The 24,408-nt window shown below is 65.5% G+C and carries 21 protein-coding genes and 2 pseudogenes; 18 read left to right on the forward strand and 5 right to left on the reverse strand.

Annotated elements, in window-relative coordinates; translation table 11 throughout:
- The first annotated feature begins 406 nt into the window (after positions 1–406).
- From B141_RS0126765 to B141_RS0126780, 4 genes are all read left to right on the forward strand, one after another.
- A complete protein-coding gene (locus B141_RS0126765; protein ID WP_020578268.1) occupies positions 407–901 on the forward strand; it encodes an SRPBCC family protein in 495 nt (164 codons plus the stop codon).
- Positions 898–1,239 carry an ArsR/SmtB family transcription factor gene (locus B141_RS0126770; RefSeq protein WP_020578269.1) on the forward strand — a complete coding sequence of 114 codons (342 nt, stop codon included), beginning with the start codon at positions 898–900 and terminating at the stop codon, positions 1,237–1,239. The genes B141_RS0126765 and B141_RS0126770 overlap by 4 nt, the downstream gene beginning before the upstream one ends.
- Before the next feature lie 115 nt (positions 1,240–1,354).
- Complete coding sequence (locus B141_RS0126775; protein ID WP_020578270.1) at positions 1,355–2,812, forward strand: MFS transporter; 1,458 nt, start codon at positions 1,355–1,357, stop codon at positions 2,810–2,812.
- Positions 2,809–3,618, forward strand: coding sequence for a DUF899 family protein (locus B141_RS0126780; protein WP_020578271.1), 810 nt, complete (start codon positions 2,809–2,811; stop codon positions 3,616–3,618). The genes B141_RS0126775 and B141_RS0126780 overlap by 4 nt, the downstream gene beginning before the upstream one ends.
- 88 nt (positions 3,619–3,706) lie before the next feature.
- Here the strand turns inward: B141_RS0126780 and B141_RS50885 are convergent, their stop codons facing one another.
- Positions 3,707–4,276 (reverse strand): GntR family transcriptional regulator, encoded by a 570-nt coding sequence (locus B141_RS50885; RefSeq protein WP_202805933.1) that lies wholly within the window; start codon positions 4,274–4,276, stop codon positions 3,707–3,709.
- Between the two features lie 518 nt (positions 4,277–4,794).
- Here B141_RS50885 and B141_RS0126795 point away from each other — a divergent pair.
- Positions 4,795–5,067 (forward strand): hypothetical protein, encoded by a 273-nt coding sequence (locus tag B141_RS0126795; protein ID WP_020578273.1) that lies wholly within the window; start codon positions 4,795–4,797, stop codon positions 5,065–5,067.
- Positions 5,068–6,284: 1,217 nt separating this feature from the next.
- Here B141_RS0126795 and B141_RS0126800 read toward each other — a convergent pair.
- Positions 6,285–6,725 carry an SDR family NAD(P)-dependent oxidoreductase gene (locus B141_RS0126800; protein ID WP_020578274.1) on the reverse strand — a complete coding sequence of 147 codons (441 nt, stop codon included), beginning with the start codon at positions 6,723–6,725 and terminating at the stop codon, positions 6,285–6,287.
- Positions 6,722–7,012, reverse strand: a complete 291-nt coding sequence (locus tag B141_RS52340; protein WP_272944110.1) for a hypothetical protein — start codon at positions 7,010–7,012, stop codon at positions 6,722–6,724. Before B141_RS52340 ends, B141_RS0126800 begins: the two co-directional genes overlap by 4 nt.
- On the opposite strand from B141_RS52340, the gene B141_RS52585 reads away from it, so the two are divergent.
- From B141_RS52585 to B141_RS0126820, 5 genes and pseudogenes are all read left to right on the forward strand, one after another.
- A complete protein-coding gene (locus B141_RS52585) occupies positions 6,900–7,547 on the forward strand; it encodes a DedA family protein (protein WP_337587614.1) in 648 nt (215 codons plus the stop codon). The genes B141_RS52340 and B141_RS52585 overlap by 113 nt on opposite strands.
- Complete coding sequence (locus B141_RS52345) at positions 7,460–7,720, forward strand: serine hydrolase (RefSeq protein ID WP_026257603.1); 261 nt, start codon at positions 7,460–7,462, stop codon at positions 7,718–7,720. Before B141_RS52585 ends, B141_RS52345 begins: the two co-directional genes overlap by 88 nt.
- Before the next feature lie 56 nt (positions 7,721–7,776).
- Positions 7,777–8,073: a serine hydrolase gene (locus B141_RS52960; protein WP_420313608.1), complete on the forward strand. Its 297-nt coding sequence runs from the start codon at positions 7,777–7,779 to the stop codon at positions 8,071–8,073.
- A pseudogene (locus B141_RS46165) lies at positions 8,018–9,052 on the forward strand (serine hydrolase); the annotation flags it as partial. The gene B141_RS52960 and the pseudogene B141_RS46165, both read left to right, overlap by 56 nt.
- A 55-nt stretch (positions 9,053–9,107) precedes the next feature.
- Entirely contained in the window at positions 9,108–9,470 is a 363-nt protein-coding gene (locus B141_RS0126820; RefSeq protein WP_020578276.1) for a DMT family transporter, read from the forward strand.
- 36 nt (positions 9,471–9,506) lie between these two features.
- Here the strand turns inward: B141_RS0126820 and B141_RS0126825 are convergent, their stop codons facing one another.
- The gene (locus B141_RS0126825) at positions 9,507–10,382 is read right to left on the reverse strand and encodes a slipin family protein (protein WP_020578277.1); all 876 of its coding nucleotides are present in this window, start codon (positions 10,380–10,382) and stop codon (positions 9,507–9,509) included.
- 813 nt (positions 10,383–11,195) lie between these two features.
- Here B141_RS0126825 and B141_RS0126835 point away from each other — a divergent pair.
- The 6 genes and pseudogenes from B141_RS0126835 (at position 11,196) to B141_RS47855 (ending at position 22,434) form a co-directional block, all read left to right on the forward strand.
- Positions 11,196–11,783: a hemerythrin domain-containing protein gene (locus B141_RS0126835; protein WP_202805934.1), complete on the forward strand. Its 588-nt coding sequence runs from the start codon at positions 11,196–11,198 to the stop codon at positions 11,781–11,783.
- A 733-nt stretch (positions 11,784–12,516) separates the two neighbouring features.
- The gene (locus B141_RS49695; protein ID WP_020578281.1) at positions 12,517–12,669 is read left to right on the forward strand and encodes a hypothetical protein; all 153 of its coding nucleotides are present in this window, start codon (positions 12,517–12,519) and stop codon (positions 12,667–12,669) included.
- Between the two features lie 710 nt (positions 12,670–13,379).
- A complete protein-coding gene (locus B141_RS0126850) occupies positions 13,380–13,538 on the forward strand; it encodes a hypothetical protein (RefSeq protein ID WP_157181311.1) in 159 nt (52 codons plus the stop codon).
- Positions 13,539–13,916: 378 nt separating this feature from the next.
- A pseudogene (locus B141_RS42935) lies at positions 13,917–14,821 on the forward strand (CoA transferase).
- Positions 14,818–21,993 carry a LamG-like jellyroll fold domain-containing protein gene (locus tag B141_RS0126860; RefSeq protein WP_020578284.1) on the forward strand — a complete coding sequence of 2,392 codons (7,176 nt, stop codon included), beginning with the start codon at positions 14,818–14,820 and terminating at the stop codon, positions 21,991–21,993. Before B141_RS42935 ends, B141_RS0126860 begins: the two are co-directional and overlap by 4 nt.
- Positions 21,994–22,029: 36 nt before the next feature.
- Positions 22,030–22,434: a tyrosine-type recombinase/integrase gene (locus B141_RS47855; RefSeq protein ID WP_026257606.1), complete on the forward strand. Its 405-nt coding sequence runs from the start codon at positions 22,030–22,032 to the stop codon at positions 22,432–22,434.
- A gap of 286 nt (positions 22,435–22,720) precedes the next feature.
- Here the strand turns inward: B141_RS47855 and B141_RS0126870 are convergent, their stop codons facing one another.
- Positions 22,721–23,380, reverse strand: coding sequence for a DUF3885 domain-containing protein (locus B141_RS0126870; RefSeq protein WP_237742819.1), 660 nt, complete (start codon positions 23,378–23,380; stop codon positions 22,721–22,723).
- 90 nt (positions 23,381–23,470) lie between these two features.
- Here B141_RS0126870 and B141_RS42940 point away from each other — a divergent pair, with 90 nt between their 5' ends.
- Together B141_RS42940 and B141_RS49700 are read left to right on the forward strand one after the other, a co-directional pair.
- A complete protein-coding gene (locus B141_RS42940; protein ID WP_020578287.1) occupies positions 23,471–23,764 on the forward strand; it encodes a hypothetical protein in 294 nt (97 codons plus the stop codon).
- Positions 23,765–24,110: 346 nt separating this feature from the next.
- On the forward strand, positions 24,111–24,254 hold the full coding sequence (locus B141_RS49700) for a hypothetical protein (RefSeq protein WP_157181312.1): 144 nt from the start codon (positions 24,111–24,113) through the stop codon (positions 24,252–24,254).
- Positions 24,255–24,408 lie beyond the last annotated feature (154 nt).

The raw sequence follows: 24,408 nt of genomic DNA on the forward strand, positions 1-24,408 counted from the left end.
CTGGCGTCCTGCACGGGGAAGGGCTGGGTCGATGCGACGCGGTCGACCATGAGCTCCAGCAGTTCCGCCTTGCCCGGCACGCAGGAGCGCCCCAACCCTGCTCTTCGCGCCGGCGCGGAAGCGAGGTTCATCAAGACGAGCCGTGCGCTCGTAGACTTCGCAGGCGGGGCACGCCGATGGCTGGACTCGCCGCCCGCGAACTCGCCCCGCTCCCGGTCCTGGCACGTCATGCCTTCCCCGCGCGTGCGCACGGAACTCGCTGCGCTCCCCCGACCTGCGCGGGCTGTGCGTCGTGGATTGAACGGGTTCAGTCCAACCGGATCACCGAACTGCAACCTGACGGTTGCACTCAGGCGAGTGATGTGCAACCATCTAGTTGCACACCGACCTACATCGAGGGACCATCATGAATGACACCACGTACACCGAGGCGGAGCTGGCCGAGCTCGACAGCATCGCTCGCCAGATCGACATCGACGCGCCGGCCGATCGAGTGTGGGAACTCATCTCGCGGCCCGGCTGGTACGTCAACGACGGCACCGTCGAGGCGGAGCCCGACCTGCGGTATGAGGGCGACGTCGCGGTCGTGACGCAACCGGGAGTCGGGGAGTTCCGGTTCCGGACGGTGCAGCTGGACAAGCCGCGCTATGCCGCGTTCCGTTGGCTGGGCACACCGTTTCGTCCCGTCTCCGAGGGGACGCTCGTCGAGTTCTGGATCGACGAGCGTGCCGGCGGCGGGGTGACCTTGCGCGTCCTCGAGAGCGGGTTCTCCACCCTCTCCGACGACCCGGCGACCTGGCTGAAGGAGCGCGAAGGCAACGACCGCGGCTGGAGGGAGGAGCTGGCCGCCGCGAAGGCGTTCGTCGAGTCCGGGGCGGCGGACGCAGACCCGGGGTCATGAGCGTGCCGGACCTCCCGACCATGTGCGCCGCGCTGAGTGACCCGACCCGCTGGGAGCTCCTCACGCGGCTCGGGCAGGGCGCGATGTCGGCCTCCGCCCTGGCCCGGGTCCTCCCGGTGAGCAGGCAGGCGATCGGCAAGCACCTCGAGGTGCTGCGTGAGGTCGGGCTCGTCGAGTCGGAGCAGCGCGGGCGCGAGGTCGTCTACCTCGTCGTCGGCGCTCGGCTGAGTTCACTCGCCCGGGAGCTGGACCGCATCGGCCGGTCCTGGGAGAGCGGCCTGCTGCGGATCAAGCAACTGGCCGAGCAGCCCGACCAGGACCCGCCGCCTCTGCCCTGATCGCCGCATCTACCTACGTCAACCGCATCTCCGCGTCGAAGCCGCATGCGCTTCGCCGCGCGACTGCGCATGCCGGAAATCCCTTCCATGACAACGCGATCGGCAGGTATCAGACATGTCCATCCAGGCGGTCGAGAGGAACATCGACACCCACCCGGCGGAGGAGCAACGGACTATCACGCCCAGCGAGCGCGCTCCGGCGACGCGGGCCAGACGGGGGTTCGTGCTCGCCGTGGTCTGCGCCGCCGTGGCGATCGTGGGCATCGACGGGGCCATTGTGAACGTGGCGCTGGCCTCGATCCAGCACGACCTCGGTGTCGATCACGGCACGCTGCAGTGGGTGGTGGTGGCCTACGGCCTGCTACTGGGCGGGTTCCTCCTGCTCGGCGGGCGGACGGCCGACCAGCTCGGTCGGCGACGCGTCTTCCTGACCGGCATCGCCATCTTCACGGGTGCCTCGCTCCTGGCCGGGATCGCACAGCACGCCGGTCTGTTGATCGTGGCGCGTGGGGCCCAGGGAGTCGGTGCGGCGCTCATAGTGCCGGCAGCGCTGTCGCTGCTGGCCGTCACGTTCGCGGAAGGACCCGAACGCGACCGCGCCGTGGGCCTCTTCGGAGCTGTCGACGGCGTGGCCGCGTCGGCCGGGGTCGTCGTGGGCGGGCTGCTGGCCGCCGGTCTGGGCTGGCGCTGGGCGTTCTTCATCCACGTGCCGGTCGGGATAGCGCTGCTCGTGGCCACCCTCGTGTTCCTGTCCGCGGATCGGCCCGATGAGCGTGCTCCGCGCCTCGACGTCGCCGGAGCCATCACGGTGACGAGTGGCCTTCTGGTGTTCGTCTACGCGTTGCACCACGCTGCGAGCCACGGCTGGTTCACCTGGTCCGCCCTGGCTCTGTTCACCGCGGCCGCTGCGCTGCTGGCCGTGTTCCTGCGGATCGAAGCACGTGCGGCTGCCCCGCTCGTGCCCGCCGCAATGCTGCGGAACCGCACGCGGGTGGCCGCGAACCTGACCGCCTTCCTCGCGTTCTCCGCGCTGCTGTCGTTCATCTTCATCGGCTCGCTGTTGATGCAGCAAGTGCTGGGCTACTCGCCGGCGATCGCGGGCGTGGCGTGGCTGGCTACGACGGCCACCATCTTCGTGGCGGCCATGACGGGCACGCGGTTCGTCGCCCGGGTCGGGGGGCGCAGGCTGCTGATCACCGGTCTGTCGCTGGTCGCCGTCGGGGCGTTCTGGCTGTCGAGGGTCCCCGCTGCCGCCAGCTACGTCACGGACCTGCTGCCTGCCTTCCTGCTCGCCGGGGTCGGCTTCGGGTTCTGTGGACCCGCTCTGCAGCTCGGCGCCCTTTCCGGGGTGTCGCGATCGGATGCGGGGCTGGCGTCCGGCCTCGTGGAGACGTCGCGCGAAATCGGCGGCGCGGCCGGGGTCGCGGCGGTGTCTACGGTGCTCCTCACGGGCTCCGACCTCGACAGCTTCCACGCCGCCTTCACGGTCGCCGGCGTCCTCGCCGTCCTCGGCGTGGTCGTCGCGGCCACGGGATTCGCACGGTCCGCCGTGCGGGAAGGAGAGATGGCATGAACGGGGAGTCCTGCTGCGGTGGTTCGGAGCACGTCAGCTCGCCCGGCACCGGCGGGGAGGCGGCGGGCGCACCGCCCGTGCCCGCGGTCGTCGACCGGGCCGTGTTCCAGGCGGAACTCGACAGGCTGCGGCTTCGCGAGAAGGCGCACACCCGGGAGGGCGATGCGATCGCCGCGGCCCGGCGGCACCTGCCGATGGTCGAGGTGGACGCCGGTCAGGAACTGGTCGGGTCCGATGGCTCCGTCACCCTGCTCGACGCCTTCGAGGGGCGCAGCCAGCTCGTCGCCTACTACTTCATGTGGGCCGACGGGCGTCCTGCCGAGGAGCAGTGCGAGGGCTGCACATTCTACACCGGGCAGCTCCGGGAACTCGTCCACCTGCACTCCCGCGACACCACCTTCGCCGTGCTCTGCCAGGGGTCATACGCGCAGAGCGTCCGGTATCGCGATTTCATGGGCTGGGACCTGCCGTGGTACTCGGCCGAACCGTCCCTCGATTCGCTCCTCGTCGGGCGTGAGATCGGCCTGATGCACCTCGTGTGTTACCTGCGGGACGGCGACCGTGTCTTCGAGACCTACTGGACGACTTGGCGTGGCGTCGAGGCGATGGACAACAGCTACCGGATGCTGGATCTCACCGTCTACGGGAGGCAGGAACCCTTTGAGGACTCCCCGCCCGGCTGGCCGCAGCAATGGGGGAACGAACGCGGGCATCCACATCCCTACAGCTTGAACGGACGTCCCATCGCGCAGTGGGCACGTTTGGAAGCGGGTCATTCCGATGATCTCACCGCCGGGCGGCCCTGATCGGCGGGGTCGATGGAGGCCCGGGTGGCGAGTCCGAGCTCGCCACCCGCGTCTCCATGCGCTCCGAGCGGCGACGTTCCAGTAAGCCCTAATCCCTACGCCGCGGTCCGCCGGGACGACGTCGAGCTGTATTTCCTCGCCGTCCCCGAGTTCGACCCCGCCGAGTCGATGCACACGGTGGTCGTGCTCGTGCCCGACACCGGGGCCTTGGAGGAGGTTGCGCGCGCGGATGGGATGGTCGCCGTCGAGCAGCAGCAGGCGGCCGTAGCGGACGGCGGTGAGCTCGGTGTCGGCCAGCCGGGTTCCGAGCCCGATGGTGTGCCGGCCGAGGTAGATCACCCCGCCGGCGGTGACGGTGCGGCGGGTGACCGCGACCCGGGCTGGGCCGCTCGGGGTGAGCGGCGGGTCGGCCGGGCTGCGTCAACCAGCCTTCGGCGACCAACTCGGCGTACGCGTCCGCCACCGTGTTGCGGGCGACCCCAAGATCCACGGCGAGCGATCGGTACGGCGGCAGCCGGGTACCCGGCGCGAGCCGCCCGCTCCGCACCGCCTCGCGCAGGGCCGCCGCCACGGCCGCGCGGCGAGGCCCCGTAGGCGACAGCTCAAGATGCAGGTCAGAGCCCGCCTCACGAGCAGAATTGACCCGGGAATCCGGCACCTGACTGCACCCTTCGATCGGTCTCGGGCACCGAGGCTAGCCCGCCGGCTGTAGAACGACCTCCGCACGCCGACCTTCGCGCAACCCCGTGAGCGCCGATCAGGAACCCGAGGCCGGCGAGGAAGCCGATGGTTTCGCCGGTCAGGTCCTCGGCCCGACCACGAGTTCTTCGGCTACCGCCAATCCATCTAGGAGGCGATGAGTCCGTTGCGCCGGCCTGAACCGTCACCAACTCGTGACTGTTCTCTGGAAGCATGACTGGGTATCGGGCTGTTACCTCGCGGCGCCCGCCACGGGCGGGCGAGGTGATGGGTGGGGGTAAGGAATGGGTGAGGGCGCAGCTTCACCGCCAGGGTCCAGTCTGTCGCCGCAGATGCAGCAGACGCTCGTCGACACCGCGCGCCAAGTCGTCGGTGTGATGATTGGGTGCCTGACCGGTTTAAGAGTCGACACCGCTCAGCACAATGCTTGGGAGGCGACCTGCAACGACCTGCAACGTCGTACCGGTGGAATGACCGATGACTGACATCGACGCTCCTGGTGGTGCCGGGCCGCGCGCGGCGAAGCTGCGTGTGGCGGTCCAGGAAAGAGAGCGTGCGGACGCTGCGGTACGCATGGCCATCGCAAGGCTCCTCGCCCAGCCCGGAAGCGTGACCCTGCAAACCGAGGTAGCCGTTGCTCTCATAAGGGAACAGGCAAGCGGGATTCGGTACGCCGCGGCGCTGAAGGCCGTCGGGTGGTTGGTTCCAGAGGGCCTCCTCGACGACGTTCCGCACGACCAGCACCCCTGAACCTCAGACGAACGCCGGTCGGTAGATTCAGGCTAAGACCTGGCGGCCGAGGGTGGCACTTCGGCGCCGTCTTCCAGGACGGCCAGGACATCTGCCGTAGTGGCGTCGATGATCGCCGTGCCGTCGACGAGCCGTCCTGTTCCCTGGATCGCGACCGTACGCCGCAGGACGCCCCCCTCTGCCGTGCATGAGAGCGTGGACCTGGCTCCAAGTGAGCACCCAGACCAGGCGATCCTTGAAGGTAGCGGCAAAGCGCAGACCAGGCCCGGGGTCAAAGTAGAACTCACTGTTCGTGGCCACCATCAGCGCGGCCTCAGGTACGTCGTTGCCGCCCCAGCGCTGTCCCCAGACTGTCTCGAACGCCACAATCGCCTCCGCCGGCGAGACAACTGGCACAGCATCGTCGTCGGCCGGGGCGACCAAAAGCCCGATCCATTCGTATCGCCGCCCGCCTTCTGGCAGCACAACATGCTCCGCCGGTCCCCCCGATTGCCGACGAACGATCGGTTCCCAGCCCGAACTGGTCACCCTCCCAGTGTGAACCCTGGGCTCGCCCGGAAACAGGCCGGGCAACCTGTGCAATCGGCCGCCAGCCCGGTGCCCGCCTCCTAGCCGCGCGACCGACCTCCGATCCGACATCCGCGTCGATCCGCCCAAGCCACCTCGGGCCGCTGGACACATTGGACACAAATGACGCAAACCGCCGGCGACCCCGAACCCGATATACCCCAACCCCCTATACGAGATGGCGGCCGGGAGGGCTCGTGGACACAAATGAAGGCTTTGGACACAAATCTCTGATGATCTGCGGAACCGCACCCACCAGAGCCCCGTCCGAGTCTGTGACGGTCCTGCCGCCCCGGTAACGGCCCACCGTTCCCCGCTCAGTAGGACTAGATGACTACGACTCGGAACAGGGCCAGCCCGACCATTGCGCCGGCATAACTGCGTCTAGGGACCGCCTCTCGGCCGCGTTGTCTGCGCCCGTACCCGCCGCGGGCTGTTCCCCATTTCGGACCGCCCGCCGGGCTTCACCACCCACACAACAACCCCTGAAGAGGGTGGCCCCAGCCGACGGCGGCCTGTCGGAAGCCGGCTGGGGCCCATGGACCTTCACCTGGCTGGGAGCGGTGAAAGTGACGACCCACCCACCCATCGGCGTCGCGGGTCGAATCCTCGCCGACGAGGTGAGTTTGCGCGCCCGCGGCATCCGGTGGTCATGCTGCGTTCGACACGATCGTGCCGCTGCCCTGGCTGCGCATCTGGGCGAGCTCGTGCTTCATACACGCCCACACCCCGCGCAGGTTGACAGCATTGACCCGGTCGAAGACCTCCGCGGGCTCGTCGGCGGCGTCGCTGGGCGGAACCTGGATACCGGCATTGTTGAATGCCATGTCGAGCCGGCCGAACGTGTCGACCGTGGCCTGGACCGTCGCGGCGACGCTGGACTCATCGGCGACGTCACAACGCACTCCGAGCACATGGTGGCCAGCGGCCATGAGGTGCTCGGCGGCGGCCTGCAACGCGGTCTGGTCGATGTCGGCGAGGACGACGGCGGCACCGGCCTCCGCGTGCGCGCGGGCGGTGGCCAGGCCCATGCCTGAGCTGGCGCCAGTGACAAAGGCGACCTGGCCGGTGAAGTTGTAGCTGGGGTTCACGATCGGGGTTCTCCTTGGTGGCTGGTCGGTGACGTGGGAGGTCCGGTCAGGAGTGGCGGGTGCTGGGTTGGGCGAGGACGAGGGAGTCCGACCATGGAGCCGATGGCGCCGGCGACCATGAGCAAGGCCACCGGAACGGCGGTGTGCTCGCCACCGAGTCCGGCGATTGGGGCGATGGTGCCGGCGGCGACCCATTGGACGAAGTCGAGGACGGCGGCGTCCACCACGGCGACCACACCGCCCCGGTTCCTGACCCTGTGGGCAGTGGTCACAGTCTGCGCGACCACCGGTGACACGATCGGCTACGCCATCGGCAAGCGGTGGGGTCCGCGACTGCGGGAGTCCAGACTCATCCGGCGCTACGGCGTCGACGCTTGGGACAAAGCCACCGCGACACTGCAACGGCGAGGTGCATGGGCGGTGTTCTTCGGCCGGTTCCTCGCTGTGATCCGCCCACTCCCGCCGGTCGCCGCAGGCACCTCACGCCTACCGTTCAACAAGTTCCTGCCCGCTGCAGTAGCCGGAGCGCTGTGCTGGTCGGGACTGCACATCACCCTCGGCGCCGCACTAGGCGAGGCGCGGTTGCAGACCAGCCCGCCGAAGGTCCGTTCGACGACCCAACGGCGTGGGAGGATCTTTGGGCCACACTGGGGTCGACACCGGTCCGGACTGCGCACCGTGGCGGCGAGCCTGGTGCAACTTTCGGTGTGCGAGCAGCGACGACTGGGAGGGCGATGGCAGTGGGCGAGCTGGATGCGGCGCTGGAGGGCGTGCTCGACGATCGCCAGTTCGGTGTGGTGGGTTCGGACGGTCCAGGTGTGATGGTGGGCCTGGTCGCGGACGGCGAGCTTCGCTCCGTTGCCGTACGTGGCCTGGCCAACATCGAGCATCGCGTCCCGATCACACGTGAGACAGTCTTTCATGTCGCGTCGGTATCGAAACAGTTCACCGCGTTCGCGGTCGCGGCACTGGCGGACGAGGGCCGGTTACTGTAAGCCTGGACGACCCGGTCGCCAAGCACCTCAACTGGTTTTCGTTCGCTGACATCACAATTCGCCATCTCATCCACCACACCAGCGGTCTGCGAGATCAGTGGGCACTGACATTCCTGAGCGGGCGACGGTTGGAAGATGTGATCACGACCGACGATATACTCACCTTAATCAGACGGCAGAAAGAGCTGAACTTTCCTCCCGGCTCGCAGTACAGCTACAGCAGTTCCGGATACACGTTGCTCGGCGCCGTTATCGAGGTGGTCACGGGAGAGAGCTTGCGCGAGTTTCTGCGCCGGCCGGATCTTCGGTCCGCTCGGCATGAACGCCACGCGTTTTCTCGACGATCACCATGAGATCATCCCCCGGCGCGCCGACTCCTACTATCGGCGGCCGGACGGCGACTACGGCCGAATTGCTCTGTCGTATTCCAATGCCGGCGCGACCAGTCTCAACACCACCGTCGATGATCTCGCTTTGTGGGCCCTCCACGCCCTGACCCCGAAGGTTCGCGGACTTCTCGAGAGTGGCTTCACCTTGACTGACGGCACGCGGCTGACCTATGCCGTAGGTGTCACCGCCGAGGAATATCGGGGCAACCCGTCGCTGTCTCACTCCGGCGGCGACGCAGGCTATCGCGCGCATATCCTCGTCCTACCCGACCGGAAGATCGCGTCCATCGTACTGTCGAACGCGGCGGAGATGCCTTCGCAGACACTGGCGCGCAGGATCATCGACCTGGCGCTGCCGGAAGAGCATGACAGCTCCGAGACCACGCAGTCGCCAGAAGGCGAACAGCCGGAGGCCGCTGACATCGAAGCTCTGACGGGTCGATACCTCGACGACGATGCCGACNTGGTGTACGACGTGACGGTGGTGGATGGCGAGCTCAGCCTACGGTCCGGTGCNGCGAGCTTGCGGCTGCGGCACGACGNAGAAGGGNGGTTCGTGAGGGAGGGTTTCCGAGTCCAGCTNGCNCGTGCATCGGACGGCATCGTTGTTCATCCTGAACAGAGTGGGGAGCGATTCTGTCAACGCCTCGACGCCCCGATGGAAGAGACTGCGGACCCGAGCTGCGCCGGAACGTTCCTCAGTGACGAACTCGAGGCAATCGTTCACATAGACATCCCCGCAACTGGACCGCTTCGCCTGCGTCGCACCGGATGGCCCACGGTCGACATGCGCCCACTCGGCCCTGAACTCTTCCTCGCCTCCGTGCCGCACTCCACGGGATCCGGCGAGACAGACATTGTTGTGCGCTATTCAGCCGACCGTTCGCAACTTCGCATCGGTGACCCGCAAGCCCGCCGAGTCCGCTTCATCCGACTCAACTAAAATCTGTCGCTCAAATCTGACAGGGGCGAAGTGTCAAAGACTACAACGCTGAGCGATGCTCTCCGCGAGCTTGTTCGTCGCCCCGTTGTGGGTCTGGCAGCCCGCGCCAGCACTGCTCGCCCCAGTCGCGCTCGGCGCCGGGATCGGTGTCGCCGTCACCTCCTCGGTGGTCCCCTGCATCCTCGACCAGCTCGTCATGGACCGGATTGCACGCGCCACCTATGCACTCATGGTCGCCCTGCTCCCCGCCACCGCCACCGTCATCGGCATCACGGTGCTACGCCAACTCCCTACCCCAGCCGAAGTAGCTGACGTAGCCCTCATCGTGATCGCGATCGTCGTACACCACGAACACCAGCAACGTGGACTCTCAGCTCGGGAATCGCACGGATCGGCGACGGTCGGCAACCCCGCATAACCGAGATGACCACCATCTCGGCCCACCGATGTGCATCTATGTGCGGGTTACGTTTGTCATGGGCGAGTGCGAGCGGTCCGTGCCTTCCGCCGTCGCGGCTTCTGACGAGCCGAGCTCGGCTGGTCCGGTACCGCCAGCAGTCGACTTCTGCTGGACGGGTCCAACCGCCGCCTTGTCGAGGAACCGCAGCAGTTCCACGGGGAATGGGAGAACCAGTGTCGAGTTCTTCTCCGCGGCAACTTCGACGATCGTTTGGAGTAGGCGTAGCTGCAGTGCGGCCGGCGTATCCGCCATCTGGTTGGCGGCGGACGCGAGCTTCTTCGATGCCTGGAACTCTCCGTCTGCTGTGATGATCCGAGACCGACGTTCACGTTCGGCTTCAGCCTGGCGTGACATCGACCGCTTCATCGTCTCTGGCAGGGCGACATCCTTGATCTCGACCCTGTCGATCGAGACGCCCCAGCCGACCGCCGGGCTGTCGATCATGAGCGCGAGCCCTTCGTTGAGCCGCTCTCGGTTGCAGAGCAGGTCGTCCATTTCGCTCTTGCCGATGATGGAGCGCAGCGACGTCTGTGCGACCTGCGACACCGCGAACTCGTAGTCCTGCACATTGACAGTGGCACACACCGGATCGACGACCCGGAAATACACCACGGCGTCTACGCGCACGGTCACATTGTCGCGGGTTATCCCCTCCTGAGCGGGTACCGGCATCGTGACGACCTGTACGTTGACCTTCCGCAGGTGGTCCACAACCGGCACGATCATGGTGAAACCGGGCAGCCGGGGCGTTTGTTGGACCCGGCCAAGGCGGAAGACAACTCCCCGCTCGATCTGCCGTACCACCCGTGCACTCGCCGCGAAGGCGACTCCGGCAAACCCTATGACGCTGAGCACAATGCCGAGAACCATGCTGACCTCCAATGTCAGCAGCAGCCTCCACCACTGATCGTATGCCTCTCGTGGGCCTCGGCCTCGCGACGAACCCACGTTCGGCCCCGAAGCGATGGAACAGCACCGAATCCGCCGGTTGCCAGTGATCGAGAACCAGCGCCTCATCAGTACGATCGGCGAAGCAACCGCGGCGAGACGTGCCCGAGCCGTACGGCAGATTGCAGACGATCTACTGACTGTTCCGCCATCGACAGCGGGATAACACCCGGGCTCGCATCGTGACAGATCTGCAGGCACGAGCTGACGCCGATGGCCTGATCACCTGGGATGTCTCGGGCGATTCAACCGTGACCCGCGCGAACCAGCACGCCGCTGGTGCACGCAAGAGGACAGAAAGAACCGCCCGGCGGGTGCCCTGCGAGCCAGACGACCATGAGCTCGGGCGGTCGCGCGGCAGGCTGACCACCAAGCCGCATCTGACCGTCGAGCAGGACCAGAAACCGCTGTCGCTGGTGGTCCTCGCCAGGCAAAAAGGCGATTCGCCGCGGTTTCGGCCGGTCCTGGAGGGTATCCGGGCACCCCCGACGGTGGCCGTCCGCGGAGCCGCCCGATCGGGTGCGGGCCGATAACCCCACGGCCCCTTGACGTCGTCAACCGAGCGTTGCGGAAGGCACTGCGGCTGGATGGGACGGTCAAGCCACGCTTAGCAGATAGGCAGTTTGTTGAGGACCGCCACGCTGAGCCCATCGGAGCGGGTCGGGTTGGTCTCCCGACGTGTGGGTAGGAGGCAATGATGCGCGAGAGCGTCACGGCCTCTTCGAAGGAGGAACAGTGAATAAGCCGCAGCGCGACATGATTGATGTCCTCGTCGCGGATCACCGCGAGCTCAGGCAACTGTTCACCCAGGTGGAGCGGGACAAGGGGCAACCCGCGAAACGGCGCCGTCAGCTCGCCGACGTGGTCATCGCCGAACTGGTACGACACGAGGCCGCCGAGGGGCGGTATCTATACCCGACCGCGCGCCGGGTAATCCCTAACGGTGACACCCTCGCCGACCAAGAGCTCTCCGAGCACGCCGAAGCCGAGAAGACGATGAAACAGCTCCAAAGGGCTAAACCGTCAACGCCAGAGTTCGAACGGCTCCTCGACTCCTTGATGCAACGGACCCGCGAGCATCTGCGACAAGAGGAGAGCGAGGTATTTCCGAAACTGCGTGAAGCCTGCTCCAAAGAGGAGTTGCGTGAACTGGGCCGCAAGGTCGAAGTGGCCAAGGCTGCCGCGCCCACGAGGCCTCATCCACACGCTCCGGACAAACCTCCGCTGAACAAGCTGCTCGGTCCGGGCACCGGCATTGTCGACAAGGTACGGGACCTCCTCACCCGGCGGCCGACCTCACGGAACGACCTGAAGGGCAAGTGACCCGCAGAACGCCACTATGGTTGTCCGAGTAGGCGCAGCGGTCATCGAGCGCGCCGGCCAACGACGACTGCGCAGGCTCTTCGACGCTCGGCTCCAACACTTGTGAACGAGCGAACGGATAGCATGTCGCCCCGGGTTCAGCCCCGTGGAGAGGATGACGGGACGGTGTAAACTCCGTCGACCGCGAAGGCACTGCCCACCGCGGGGCTCGCACGTTCGGAGGAGAGGAACAAGATGGCCTCGGCGATCTCCTCGGCTCGCTGTACGGCCAGGAGGATGCGCATCGGCCGTTTGCCGCGTCAGCTCGGGACCGAGCCGCGCAAATTCCTCAAGCACACCGGTCTTGATACCGTCTGGGCAGGCAAACTCCGCGCTCGGTTATCCCCTGGGTCATCTTGCACGCGCGTGTAGGCCACATCGTACGATTGACAGGAATTACTTCAGACCGTAACGCGGAAGCCGATGTGCCCGGCTGTGGAGTCTGCGGTCGCCACCCCTTTCCCAACGGGATCGGGGCGGGATCATGGGGTGCTCTGTGGTGCACACCTTCAGCGTAGGCCGCGCTCGCTGACCGGGCGCTGACCTGCGAAAGCGCGCCCGAATAGGTTACGGCTCGTTGCGGTGCTTACCGCCGTGACGCCTTTCGGCGCCCAGGTAGTTTGCTCGCAAGCCACATCGCGGAGGTCCCTTCACAGACCTCGAGGCCCTAAGAGCCGCACACCGGGTCGGTGCGATGGACGTCCTCGACCCCGACGGCGAGGTTGTCGGGCAGGCGCCGACACCGATCGCGGTCGTCTCCGACAACGGGCCGTGCTTCCGCGGGTCGGTGTTCGCCGACGCGTTCACGGCGAGGACCCGCTGCTGCGGCAGGTGCGGACCCGGGTGAAGACCCCCAGACCAACGGCGTGGTCGAACGGTTCTTCGGGCAAGTACAGCCAGGATCGGCAACAGGGACCCTGCCGGCGCGCTGACAGCCGAAGCGGTGTCCTCAAGGCTCGGAGGAGCTTCGTTGGCTCCGTCTCTCTGACAGGAAGATCGGGGACTGACCAGGTGCTGCGACTCGACTCCGGCCGAGCGTATTCCGTGCAACCACCCATCTCAAGCCGCAAGTCACTGCACACAGCTGGACTCCTAGACGATCACGGCCGGGGCCGAGATGGACGGTCACAACCGGCTCTGACCTGCGAAAGCGCTGGTGAGCGGGGGCGAGGGATTCGAACCCTTGACCGAGAGGGGTCCCTCGGTAGCGGTTTTCAAGATCGGTAAGGACTGTGGGTCTGACCTGCGGTTTCATCCGGGAGCCGGGCGCCGGCCGAGCGCATTCCCCGCGAGTGCTGGCCTGCCCCAGCTGATGAGAAGCAGGCCTGACTCTCGCCGTGGTCTCTACCCCATTTCCTTCACGCAAGGCTCTGTAGATTCCCTGTCTCATGGATGCCGGCCCGGGGCCATGAACTGCGGTCCGGCGGGCGAGGAGTGGCGTCCATCAGAGTGGTGTACGGCAGGCGCTCGTTGATGGGCGTGTCGTAGACGCGTAAGGGCGGTCATCGCGTGATCCTTCGAACTGAGTTCCCGCTCAAGTCCAAGGAGACCTACGCGATGACCGCGAACCCTAGTATCGACCCTGCCCGGTTCCTCCACGAACAGCGGTTGGACGCGGTTCGGGTAGTGCTGGGGGGTGCGTCGGTGACCGAGGTGGCGGCCCAGGTCAGGGTCTCTCCCGACAGTCGGTGCACGCATGGGTGGGCCGGTATTTGATCGAGGGGTTCCTTACAAGGCTCGGAGGATCTTCACTCCACTGATGGCGGGGGACCGGTCGGCACGCGCATCGCGCGCCCGAGCTGGCTTGACCCGGGCTGTGCCACGTCAGGCATCCGGTGTCCTGTTGACCTGGCATCGCAGGCCCAAGGGGAGTCCTCCTGTCACAGGGCCCTCGGCTTCGCGAAGGGTGTTGCGAACCCCAACTGTCAGAACTAAAGTTTGATCAATCGTTTGATAACCCCAATGTCGTGGGGGATATCCTTGAGCGAGCCATCCGACCCGCCCATCGACGCGGTTCCTGTCCTTGACTTCAGCCACATCCTCGAGACCATCCGGCGCACCGAGGTGAATGTCGAGAACTTCCGACCGGGGGTGATGGCGCGCATCGGGCTCGGCTACGGCTCGGCGCCCAAGACTAACCTCCGTATCGTCTATGTGAGCGCGACGGGCTACGGCACCGAAGGGCCGTGGCGTGACCGGCCAGGCGAAGACCTGCCGGCGCAGGCCGTCTCGCGTTTGCCTTGGCTCAACGGCTCGCGTGGCGACGGGCCCGTGCCGGTTGGACTGTCGATCACGGCCACCCCATGAGCTGCCACATCGCCCAGGGCGTGACCGCGCTGCTCGTCAGTCGATTCCGCACAGGCGAGGCCAACCTTGCGGAGGCAGGCCCGTTGGAGGCGATGCTCGACCTGCAGTTCGGACTGCTGAGCAGGCGGCTGAATGACCCTCGATCAGGGTCGAACGGCACGGGCTCACTCAGCGCACGCCATCCCGGCCGCGCCGTATGGCACCCACCCCACATCCGACGGCTACCTCCCCATCGCGATGAACCCGTCGACCGGATTGCCGACCTGCTGGGGATCTGGGAACTGTCCCGGTTCACAGATCCTGACTCGTTGTGGACGCAGCGGGATGACATCGACCGCATCCTTGCAGGCCATCTCGCCTCGCAGTCACGCGCTCATTTGCCCCGGACCCTCGACGCGGCAGACATTTGGTCCGCATCGGTCCTGGATCTCGAAGAGCTGCAGAGCCACAAGGGGTTCGCTGCCATTGACACGTTACAGACGATCCGTCGCGTCAAGGAACCCCGTGCACGTGAGGTGCGCACCTTGCAGGAGCCGGTGCAGCTGGATGACGCGCTGCTGTGGGCGACGGGTGCCGCACCCCGGCTCGGCGAGCTCACACGCTGCTACGCGCCGATTTCGACCGAGCCCCGACGCTGGAGGACACGGGCGCCACGCTTCGTTCCGATCACATCCAGGAGGCGTCCTCAATGAGACTAGGTGAGAAGAAGGCAGTCGTGTCCTTGCTCGTCATCTGTGTGCTGGCCGCCGTGTACGTGCCTGCCAGCGCATTCGCAGATCGCGCCACGAGCGGGCTCCCGGATAACCTGATCGCGCACTGGACCATGGATGAACTGGACGGCGGCAAGGTCCACGACGTCCAGGCCGATGCCTGGGACGCCGTGCATGGGGGCGCCCTTGCCGACGGGAGGTTCGGCAGCGCCATCCAATTCACGCCGTCGTCACAGACCACGATAGACGTCGGCAGGTCGCTCACCCCGGACAAGGTCGCCGACGAATTGACGGTCGGGATGTGGGTGTATCCCACTGACCTGCAGAACAACGGACACCTACTTTCAACGTCTCCCAATGATCTGTGGCCCGGTTCTCTGCTGTTCTACGTCACCGGGGACGGAAAGCTGGGCGCCAACATCTTCGAGCAGTACTACACGTTCCCCGAACCAACCTTGGATTCCGACTCCTACCATGACGGCTATTCGGGGATCATTTCCAATGGAAGCGTCGTCAGCGGCAACACGTGGCAGCATGTCACGCTCACCTATAAATACAGCAGTGCCGCCAATACCGGTAGGCTCGCGCTCTACGTCGACGGTAACAAGGTCGCGGGCGGAACCTACACGGTTTCACCGCAACGGCTGGCCTTCCTGGATTCCCTGGTATTTGGGCTCCGGCGGGACAACAGCGCCCGGTTCGCCGGACGGATGGATGACATCCAGATCTATGACCGGACCCTGTCCGCCGACGAGATCGGCACGGTCTACGGATACCAGCCCGATCCCGGCGCGCCCCAACCTCCGCAGGCCCGCAGCCCGCGCATCATCGGCACGGCGGCCGGAGGCGAGACCCTCACGGGTGAATACAGCTATTACTCGAACGTGAATTCGGCCGAGACCGGCACCGAACTCCAGTGGTACCGGGCAGACACCGGCGACGGCAGCGGACGGTCGGAGCGTCCCGGAGCCACGGGCAGCACCTACGTCGTCACACCGGAGGATGTCGGCAAGTACCTGCTCTTCGGCGTCACGCCGAAGGATGCCGATGGCCGCGTCGGCGAACAGGCCATGGCGGCTGTCTACGTACGGGCGCCGGGTGCGGTGTCGGACACGCCGCTGGACGGTGTTGCTGCGCGATGGGCGATGGAGCAGCGGATCTCCGGCAAGGTCATGGATCTGGTCAGCGGTGAATACGACACCGCGTCGGCGTCGCTCGCCCCGGGAAACGACGGGTACGGAAATGCCCTGAGCCTGGATGGCTCCGGCTATCTGCAGGCCGAGCGAAAGGCTGTCAACGGCCCGGCCGACAACCAGAAGATCACCGTCGGCATGTGGATCAGACCTGACGCCGCGGCCGGAAAGGTCATGGAGACGTCGCCGGGATATCCCGAGGACGGGGCATTCGAGCTCGACCTGAATGCCGACGGCAGCCTGAGTGCCAGGCTTCTCTACTGGTCCGGCTATGCCGGCACCGGCCAGCGCAACGTCGTCTACGACAGCGGTTTCTGCATCGTGTCAACCGCCGCGGGAGCGATCCGCCCCGGCGAGTGGTCGCACGTCGCGATCACCTACGAGCCGTCCAACCTGGGCGGCGGCTCCGGGAAGTTCACCATCTACGTGGACGGCGGGATCGCCGCCGATGCCACCCAGAGCAACTGGACCGGGCCGATCAACATGGGCGGAGTGAAGTTCGGCGGTGGCTTCACCGGCCTGATGGACGAGATCCAGCTCTACGATCGCGTCCTGGCCCAGAACGAGATCGGCAACCTGATGCTCGTCGGCGTGGCTCCGGAGATCAAGGCCGAGCCGCCGCAGGCACGGGCCGTCAAGATCACCGGAAACCCCAAGGCCGGCAACACCGTCACGGGTGCGTACTCCTACTACAGCAACCTGCTGATCGACGAAAGCGGCTCGGAGTACCAGTGGTACTCCGCGCCCTCGGCCGACCCGGCCGGCAAGGACGCCATCAGCGGGGCGACGGACTCGACATACCTCGTCCGCGACGAGGACGCAGGGAAATACCTCTTCTTCGGCGTCACGCCGAAGGACAAGGACGGCCGCACCGGCGATGCCGCGCTTAGCGACAGCGTGCTGGCCAAGGACGCCGCGCTCAAGGAACTCCCGGCAGATCCGGCCGCCAGATGGACCATGGAGGAACTGGTCAATGGCAACGCCACGAAGGATGTGGTGAGCAACAGCCTCGACAGGGCGTACGGGGCCCTCGCCGAGAGCCGTACCGGGCTGGGCAAGGCCCTCCGCCTGAACGGCAGCACCAGCAACTACCTCGATGTCACCAGGAGCGCCACCAGCACTCCCACCCCGGAGCAGGCGACGGTCGCCATGTGGCTCAGGCCGGACGAGCTGCTCAACAGCAGCCTGGTCGACAGCACCGTCAACATGCGCAGTGACGGCAGCGGGTGGCCGGTCGACAACACCATGAAGCTCCAGGCGAACATGGACGGAAGCCTGACCGCGAGCCTGCTCAACTGGAGCGGCGGCCCGCGGAGCCCGGAGGACGACATCACCTTCGACGGCGCCTTCGCCAAGCTGACCACCGCTCCGGGCGTGCTGAAGAAGGGCGAATGGAACCATCTGGCCTTCACCTACATCGCGGGCAGCAGCAACAACCCGAAGGCCGGCGAGTTCTCCATCTACCTGAACGGATCACTGGTCAAGAGCGCCCGCTTCAACCAGAGCCACCAGGCGACGAACCTCACGCTGCTGCGGTTCGGCAGCGGGTTCGCCGGACGCATGGACGAAGTGATCGTCTACGAACGCGCCCTGGGCGCCGACGACATCCGCGAGATCTACGACTACGTGCCCAGCGATGTGGTCGCCCTGCCGCGAGCCTCGGACGTGGCTCTTACGGTGTCGGCAGACAAGACCACGCTGACGGGCACCTACGCATACTCCGACGAACGCGACGCCGCCGAAGGCGCCTCGCAGTACAAGTGGTACCGAGGCACCCATGCCGACGGTTCAGACATGGTCCAGATCCCTGGCCAGGACCAGCTCTCCTACACGATCACCTCCGCGGACCTGGACAACTATGTCTTCTTCGAGGTGACACCCGTCACGGACGACGGGCGGGCCGGCTTCGGGACGGCGAGCGACGGCCACTACTACGGCGAAGACAGCACCGAGGAACTGATTCGCTCCAACCTCTTCCTCGAGGAGGCGGGCAAGGGGACCCAACTGCCAGTGTTGTACAACGCCGACGGCGCCGAATGGGCCCTCGACGGCAACTTCGACAAATACCAGGGGTTCACAGGCGTACAGCTTCCCGCAAAGCCCGAGCAGAACAAGACGGGCAAGCCCTGGCCGCTCGACCCCGCCGATTTGTCGGGCACCTTCTATTACGCCTACGACGACAACTACTTCTACATGGGCGCCATCGTCAAGGACGATATCCACAAGGCGACGACGGGTGGCAGCAGTTGGCAGGGTGACAGCCTCCAGTTCTCCTTCCTCGACCCGGTGCGAGGATTCCGTACGGAATTTGCGGCGTCCTACGCCGACGGCGTATCCGACATCTACCGGCACGCAGATGGGCAGGCCGTCCTGTTACCGGATTCGATCCAGCGCAAGTTCTCCAGGAACGAGGACACCAAGACAACCTATTACGAATTCAAGATGCCCTGGGGCGCAGTGATGTTCGGTAAGCCGGCGAGTACGAACATCATTCCGTTCACCGTCCTGATGAACGACAACGACGTCAATACCGAGGTCTCCAATCGCGGTTGGGTGGAATGGACCGACGGTATCGGCAGCTCCAAGGACATGACGAAGGCGGCGAAGCTCGAGCTGCTCGAGCAGGGTGAGCAGTGGAGTGCCTGGCTGACCGGGCCGACGGTCGTGGCCGCAGGGAGCAAAGCCCGGTACACCCTCTACGTGCCGAACTACTCCACAACTCCACTCGAAGCCGAGATCGCCATTCCTCAGGCCGGGTACTCCGGCACGGTGACGGTGCCACCCGGGCAGGTACTCAAGAAGACGTTCGCCATCACCATCGACAAAGACATGACCATTGACGCCACGGTGACCGCCCGGGGCAAGACGCGAAGTTCGAGTGTCAGGGTCACAGCCACGATGGACCACCAGGCGGTCCTGGACTGGCTCGATCACCTCCGGGACGTCACCCTGCCGGCGCTTGAGAGCAAGCTCTCCGAGGCCGAAGCACTCGGACATCATGTTGACTATCAACGTGTGAACGCGCGCGTCATCAAAGAGTTCACCACCTACGGCAAGGACGACCTCGGGGCCGGCAAGGACTACCTGCCGCGCGCCCAGTACATGGCGAGGACGATGGAGAACCTTGCTGACGAGGCGATGACCCAACTCCAGGACTTCATCGACGGCAAAGCCCAGTCCTTCGAGGTGCCGCGTTATGTCACGGGCCAGACGCAGCCCAATGGGTACTCGATGATGGGTGAGACGACCGATGGCGTTCGCCCGATCATCTTCCAGGGCTCGGGCATGTTCGACCGCGTCGTCCAGGACGTTCCGAAGTTCCATGACCTCGGGCAGAACATCGTGGACTACAACTTCGGTCCCACGGACGTGATCACGCGGCCGACTCCTGAGGATCTGGCGGCTGGCAAGAAGGTCGGCGTGAACCTCACCAGGCTCCGCAACTACATCCAGCCCTTCCTCGACAACGCGGCGGCCAACGGCACCGCGGTCAACCTGGCCACCGTCATGCACTACTGGCCGGTCTGGACCTATGAGGACTACCCCGACCTCAAGATCGACAACCTGTACGCCAACACGATCGACGTGGAACACCCCATGTTCTGGGAGGTCGAGGAGACCTTCCTCAGGGCGGTGATCCCGCTGATCAAGGACCATCCCGCGCTGCAGTCTGTCACCCTCACCTCCGAACCCATCTACGTCAACAACTCCAGCAGCGCCTACCACCTTGCCGGCTGGCGCACGTTCCTCAAGGAGAAGTACGGCGACGTTGCTGCGATGAACAGCCAACTCGCCACTAACTTCGCGAGCTTTGACGATGTGCCGGCATTCAACCTCAAGGAATCATTCGAAGCGACGCCGCTCCTGTACGAGTACTTGACCTACAAGAACAGCGTGTTCACCGGCGTCCACCAGAAGATGGCCGACATCATCCATGAACTCGCGCCCGACCTGCCGGTCCACATCAAGACGATGGGCTGGAACTTGGTGAACCGGCAGCCGCTGCTGACCTGGGGCATCGATCCCGAGCAGTTCGTGGACCTCACCAATCTGAACGGCACCGACAACGGCAACTCCTTCGAATTGGGGGTCGGGGGCTACCTCGAGAGCTTCTACCTGTACGACATGCTCGCCTCCTACCAAAAGCAGCCAGGCTACAACTCCGAAGACCACGTCATTAACGACGGCAACGAGGACTATGTGCCTGAAGCCGCGATGTCGGTGGAGAACACCCTTTGGGGCGGGGCACTGCACGGGCGAACCATGTCCACCCTGTGGGTTTGGGACCGCTCCTACGACAGGGTGAATCAGAACTACCTTCAGGGCAGCCTGCTCAACCGCCCCGACATGGTCGCACGCATCGGCAAGGTGGCCCTCGACATGAACCGCCTGTCCTACGAGCTCGGCGCATTCCAGCACACGCAGGGCGATGTCGCGATCTTCACAGACTTCGCATCGACGCTCTACGACACGGGTGGAACCAACCACCACTATTCCGCGATGAGGCGGGCCTACGAAGCGCTGAGTCAGTCAGGGCACCGGGCCAGCCAGATCTCCGAGGACGTAATCAACGGGCACAACGACGACTTCAAGCTGAGCGACTACAAGGTGATCGTGCTGCCCGAGGTGACCCACCTCGAAGAAGAGACGCTCCGGAACATCCTCGCCTGGCAACGCAAGGGCGGCATGGTTGTGCTGATCGGATCAGAAGCCGACGTGCTCCGATTCGATGGCTACAACAAGGCCCTCGACGCCTCCCTAAGGGATGCCGTGCTGACCAACCCCAACACGCGCGAGTTGTCCAGGGGCCAGACTGACGCCCAGCTCAGGGCGGTGTTCAAGGAGATCCTCGACGGCCTGCACCCGGACCGTGTGATCGTGTACGACAAAAGCACCGGAGAACCGTTGAGCGACGGAGAGTGGCGAACGGCCGTCTACAACGGCAAGTTGCTCCTCAGCGTCATGAACTACAGCCAGACGCCGAAGGAACTCGTCATCAAGTCGGGTGCCGCCGAGATTCCCTCGACCGACCTGAAGGACCTGCTGAACGCAAGGCCGGTTCCCCAGACGGTCTCACTAGGCAGCCTGGAGCACCAGCTGTACGAACTGCCAAGTGCCTTGCCAGCCTCACCGCCGTCTCACCTCACCCTCGACAAGGACGTGGTGCCGGCGGGTACGCCGCAGAAGGTCACGGTCCGGTCGGAGAGCCACGGGCCGGTCACCTATCGGATAGCGTCCGGCCACCTGCCCCAGGGCGCTTCGCTCAATCCGTTCACCGGGGATATCGCGCTGCGGAGCGACGTCGCTCCAGGTGCCTACACCTTCAAGGTGGAAGCCAGTAATGGATTGACGGCGACGGCGACGTTCACGCTGTACGTAGGAGCGCTCAAGCAACAACTGTCCGGTCTTGCCGATATGACCAAAAGCGTCGGCGACGAACCGTTCGCAGTGAGCTTCACGTCCAACGCGATCGCTGAGCACCCCGAGTTCAGCTATGAAAGCAGCAACGCGGGGGTTGCAGAAATCTCAGCGGACGGAATCGTTACGCTCCGGTCGGCAGGCGAGACCACCATCACCGTCCGGGCGGGAGCGACCCAGAGCTATGGCCCTGCACAGGCCACGTTCGTCCTCACAGTGCACAGTTCGGCTCTGCTCAAAACGTTGACAGTGGGATCAGGCAGCCTCGTGCCCGAGTTCCGGAGCGACATAACGTCCTACAACCTCAGGGTTCCAACCAGAGTAGCCAACGTGGAGGTACGCGCGGAGACGGTGAATGACGATGATGTGATGGTCCTGAACGGGAGCCCGCTGGCCAACGGTCAGGGGAGAACAATACGGCTCAGGGTGGGCGACAACACCCTCACAATCAGAGTCAAGGCGCAGAATGGAACGATCAGACAGTACAGCGTCGTCGTCACACGCCAGACCGGCGTGAGCCCGAAACCGACGCCGAACGGCTAACCTGAGGGCTCGGATCGAGGCCGCGTCAACCGGCGGCTGGAGCTTGGGCCAGTCAAGACGGACGGGTCTGAGAGAGCCGTAGCGCTCCCGGAGGCCTGCTGTGCCGCACTCAAACGGCATCAGGAACTGCAGGCGAACGAAAGGGAGAGCGCGGGGCAGGCTTGGAGAGATCACGACTTGGTGTTCGCAACGAAGATTGGAACACCGATCGATCCGCGGAACATCAACCGACACTTCGAGGAGCTGTGTACGGCGGCCGGCGTTCGACGCATCCGCTTCCACGATCTACGGCACTCGTGCGCGACGCTCCTCTACGAGCAGGGCGTGCCCATCGACGACATCCAGGATGCGCTCGGGCACAGCTCGCCCACCATCACGAAGCTCATCTACATCGAGGTCACCGAGCGAGTCCAGCGCGGCGCGGTCGACAGGCTGGACTAACCTATTCAAGCAGCCCGAGCTGTGACCAGCAGCAGGTTGTCTCGCGAGCCGGCGAGTCGCGGAGTTGCTTGGCATCGCGGCTGCAGCAGTCGCGCCAGTTCCCGCCCTACATTCCACGGCTGAAGTCCCCCACCCGCTCCTCAACGCGTTGGCATGTCGGCGTGGACGGCTGGCTCCCGCACTGACCTGCGGTTTCCCGCCGAAGCGGACCACGGGCCGAGCGCATTCCGACAGCGGCATGAGCGAGCGACTCGGCGTCCAACCGAGATGGCGATTTCGAACTGGCCTATAGGCCGGCCGGGTTGCGCGGGAGCCAGTCGGCGAACCGATTCGCGAGAGTGTCCCGCTCTAGTGCTGAGGGCGGGATAAGGTCGCCGCCGCCGTCGTAGGGGTGATACAGCCAGTCGAGATCCCGGCTCGTGAGGATGACGTCTGAGGTTGCCCAATCTGCGACCAAGCGCAGCAGCGGATCGAGGTCGCGCGGAGCATTGTGAAGGCCGCTCGCAAACAGATGAAACCAGGACTCTCCGTAGTCGTCGGCCTCGTAGAGAACGGACCTCCACAGCGCGCCGTCGGGTGCCGCACGGACCAGATCGCGCGGCCGGCGCCTTGGGTGACGACTTGGCGACCACGAAACCGTGATCGCGATCAGTTCCGCTCCTGGTGCCGCGAGGACATCCAGCACAGCGTGGTGACGTCGTAGGACTTCCGCGTACTCCGCCTCGTCGTCTGGGTACCGCTTCGACTCAGGCGGGCTGTGGAACCGGACCCAGCGATCAGCGAGGGCGCCGCGCAACTCGTGGCCAACTGGTCGCGCTGTCGGGAATCGTGACTCCCATGTGGTGGTTAGCCACGCCCACCTGGGATCAGCTTCGATGCGCGGCGGGAGTCGGTCGAGCAGTGGACGCACGCGTCCGTTCCATGTCTGCCAGAACCACCGTCTCACCCGGGCAGCCTACGGCTCGCTCAGTCCTGCCGGTTGCAGACATATCAGTCGTACGAGCGAACCTCCCGGACCTCCGCAGAGGCGAGCACGATGACTACGTGGCTGGAGAGCTCACGTGGCGGCACGATCGCGCTTGTGAGCAATGGTTCACGGGCGATGGTGATGCTCCTCGAGCACGACGACGGCGACCCTGGCGAACATGCGATCGATCCTGGGGGAGTCGGCTCCAGCGGCGGGTTCGTCCTCGAGAACGGTCAGGTCGATGAGTACCCCGACCGTGACACTGTGCCGATGGGCGACGCGCTGAGGATCCTGGTCTACCTGGTGTCCGAGGGCGTGCCCCGAAAGATGCGTCGTGGCAGGTGGATCGGTGACTGCATCTAATCCGCCACACCACCACGCTGAAGGGTCCTGGACAGGCGCATGAGCGCGCGAGCCACGCAGCGGCTATTCTCAGGAACAAGATTCCCTTCACCGTCTGCGCCACGTCACGGCGTTCATTCTTGAACACATTCGTAAATTCCCGGGTTGCCCTCCGAGAGGAGCCGGCCCCGGTCGTATGACCAGCCAGCGGCCGCGACGGCCGCGCACGGCGAGTGCAGCCGAATTCCACCTGCGGATCTGGGCGGAACTTGTCCGCCGAGTTGAAGAAGGCCCTTGGCCCATCGAGCCAGCGTGCCCGTGCTGCAACGGCGAACTTGAGTTGGAGTCACGCGACCGGCTCGAAGCCATGATCCGGCGGGGAGGCAAGCAGGGACGGCGGATCGCGCGTGCCGTTCGCGACCTCGACGCGCGCTTCGAACGCGCGACCTGGCCCACCCCGGAGCCACAGAACGGCTTCGGTTGGTGGCACCACCGCTGGTCGCGTCCTTGAGGAAGGACGGGCGTCGGCCATCGTCCTGTGGCGCGCGAAATTCGGCATGGTTGCGCTTCACGCACGGCGGCAATTGAGGATGGCCGGTGGCTCGCTGTGAGGGTCGGCGAAGCTGATCGCCGTGTGCACGGCAGCGAAGTAGCCTTCTGCCCGT

Origin of the sequence: Actinopolymorpha alba DSM 45243 (genome assembly GCF_000373925.1) — a bacterium.
GTDB classification, from domain to species: Bacteria; Actinomycetota; Actinomycetes; order Propionibacteriales; family Actinopolymorphaceae; genus Actinopolymorpha; species Actinopolymorpha alba.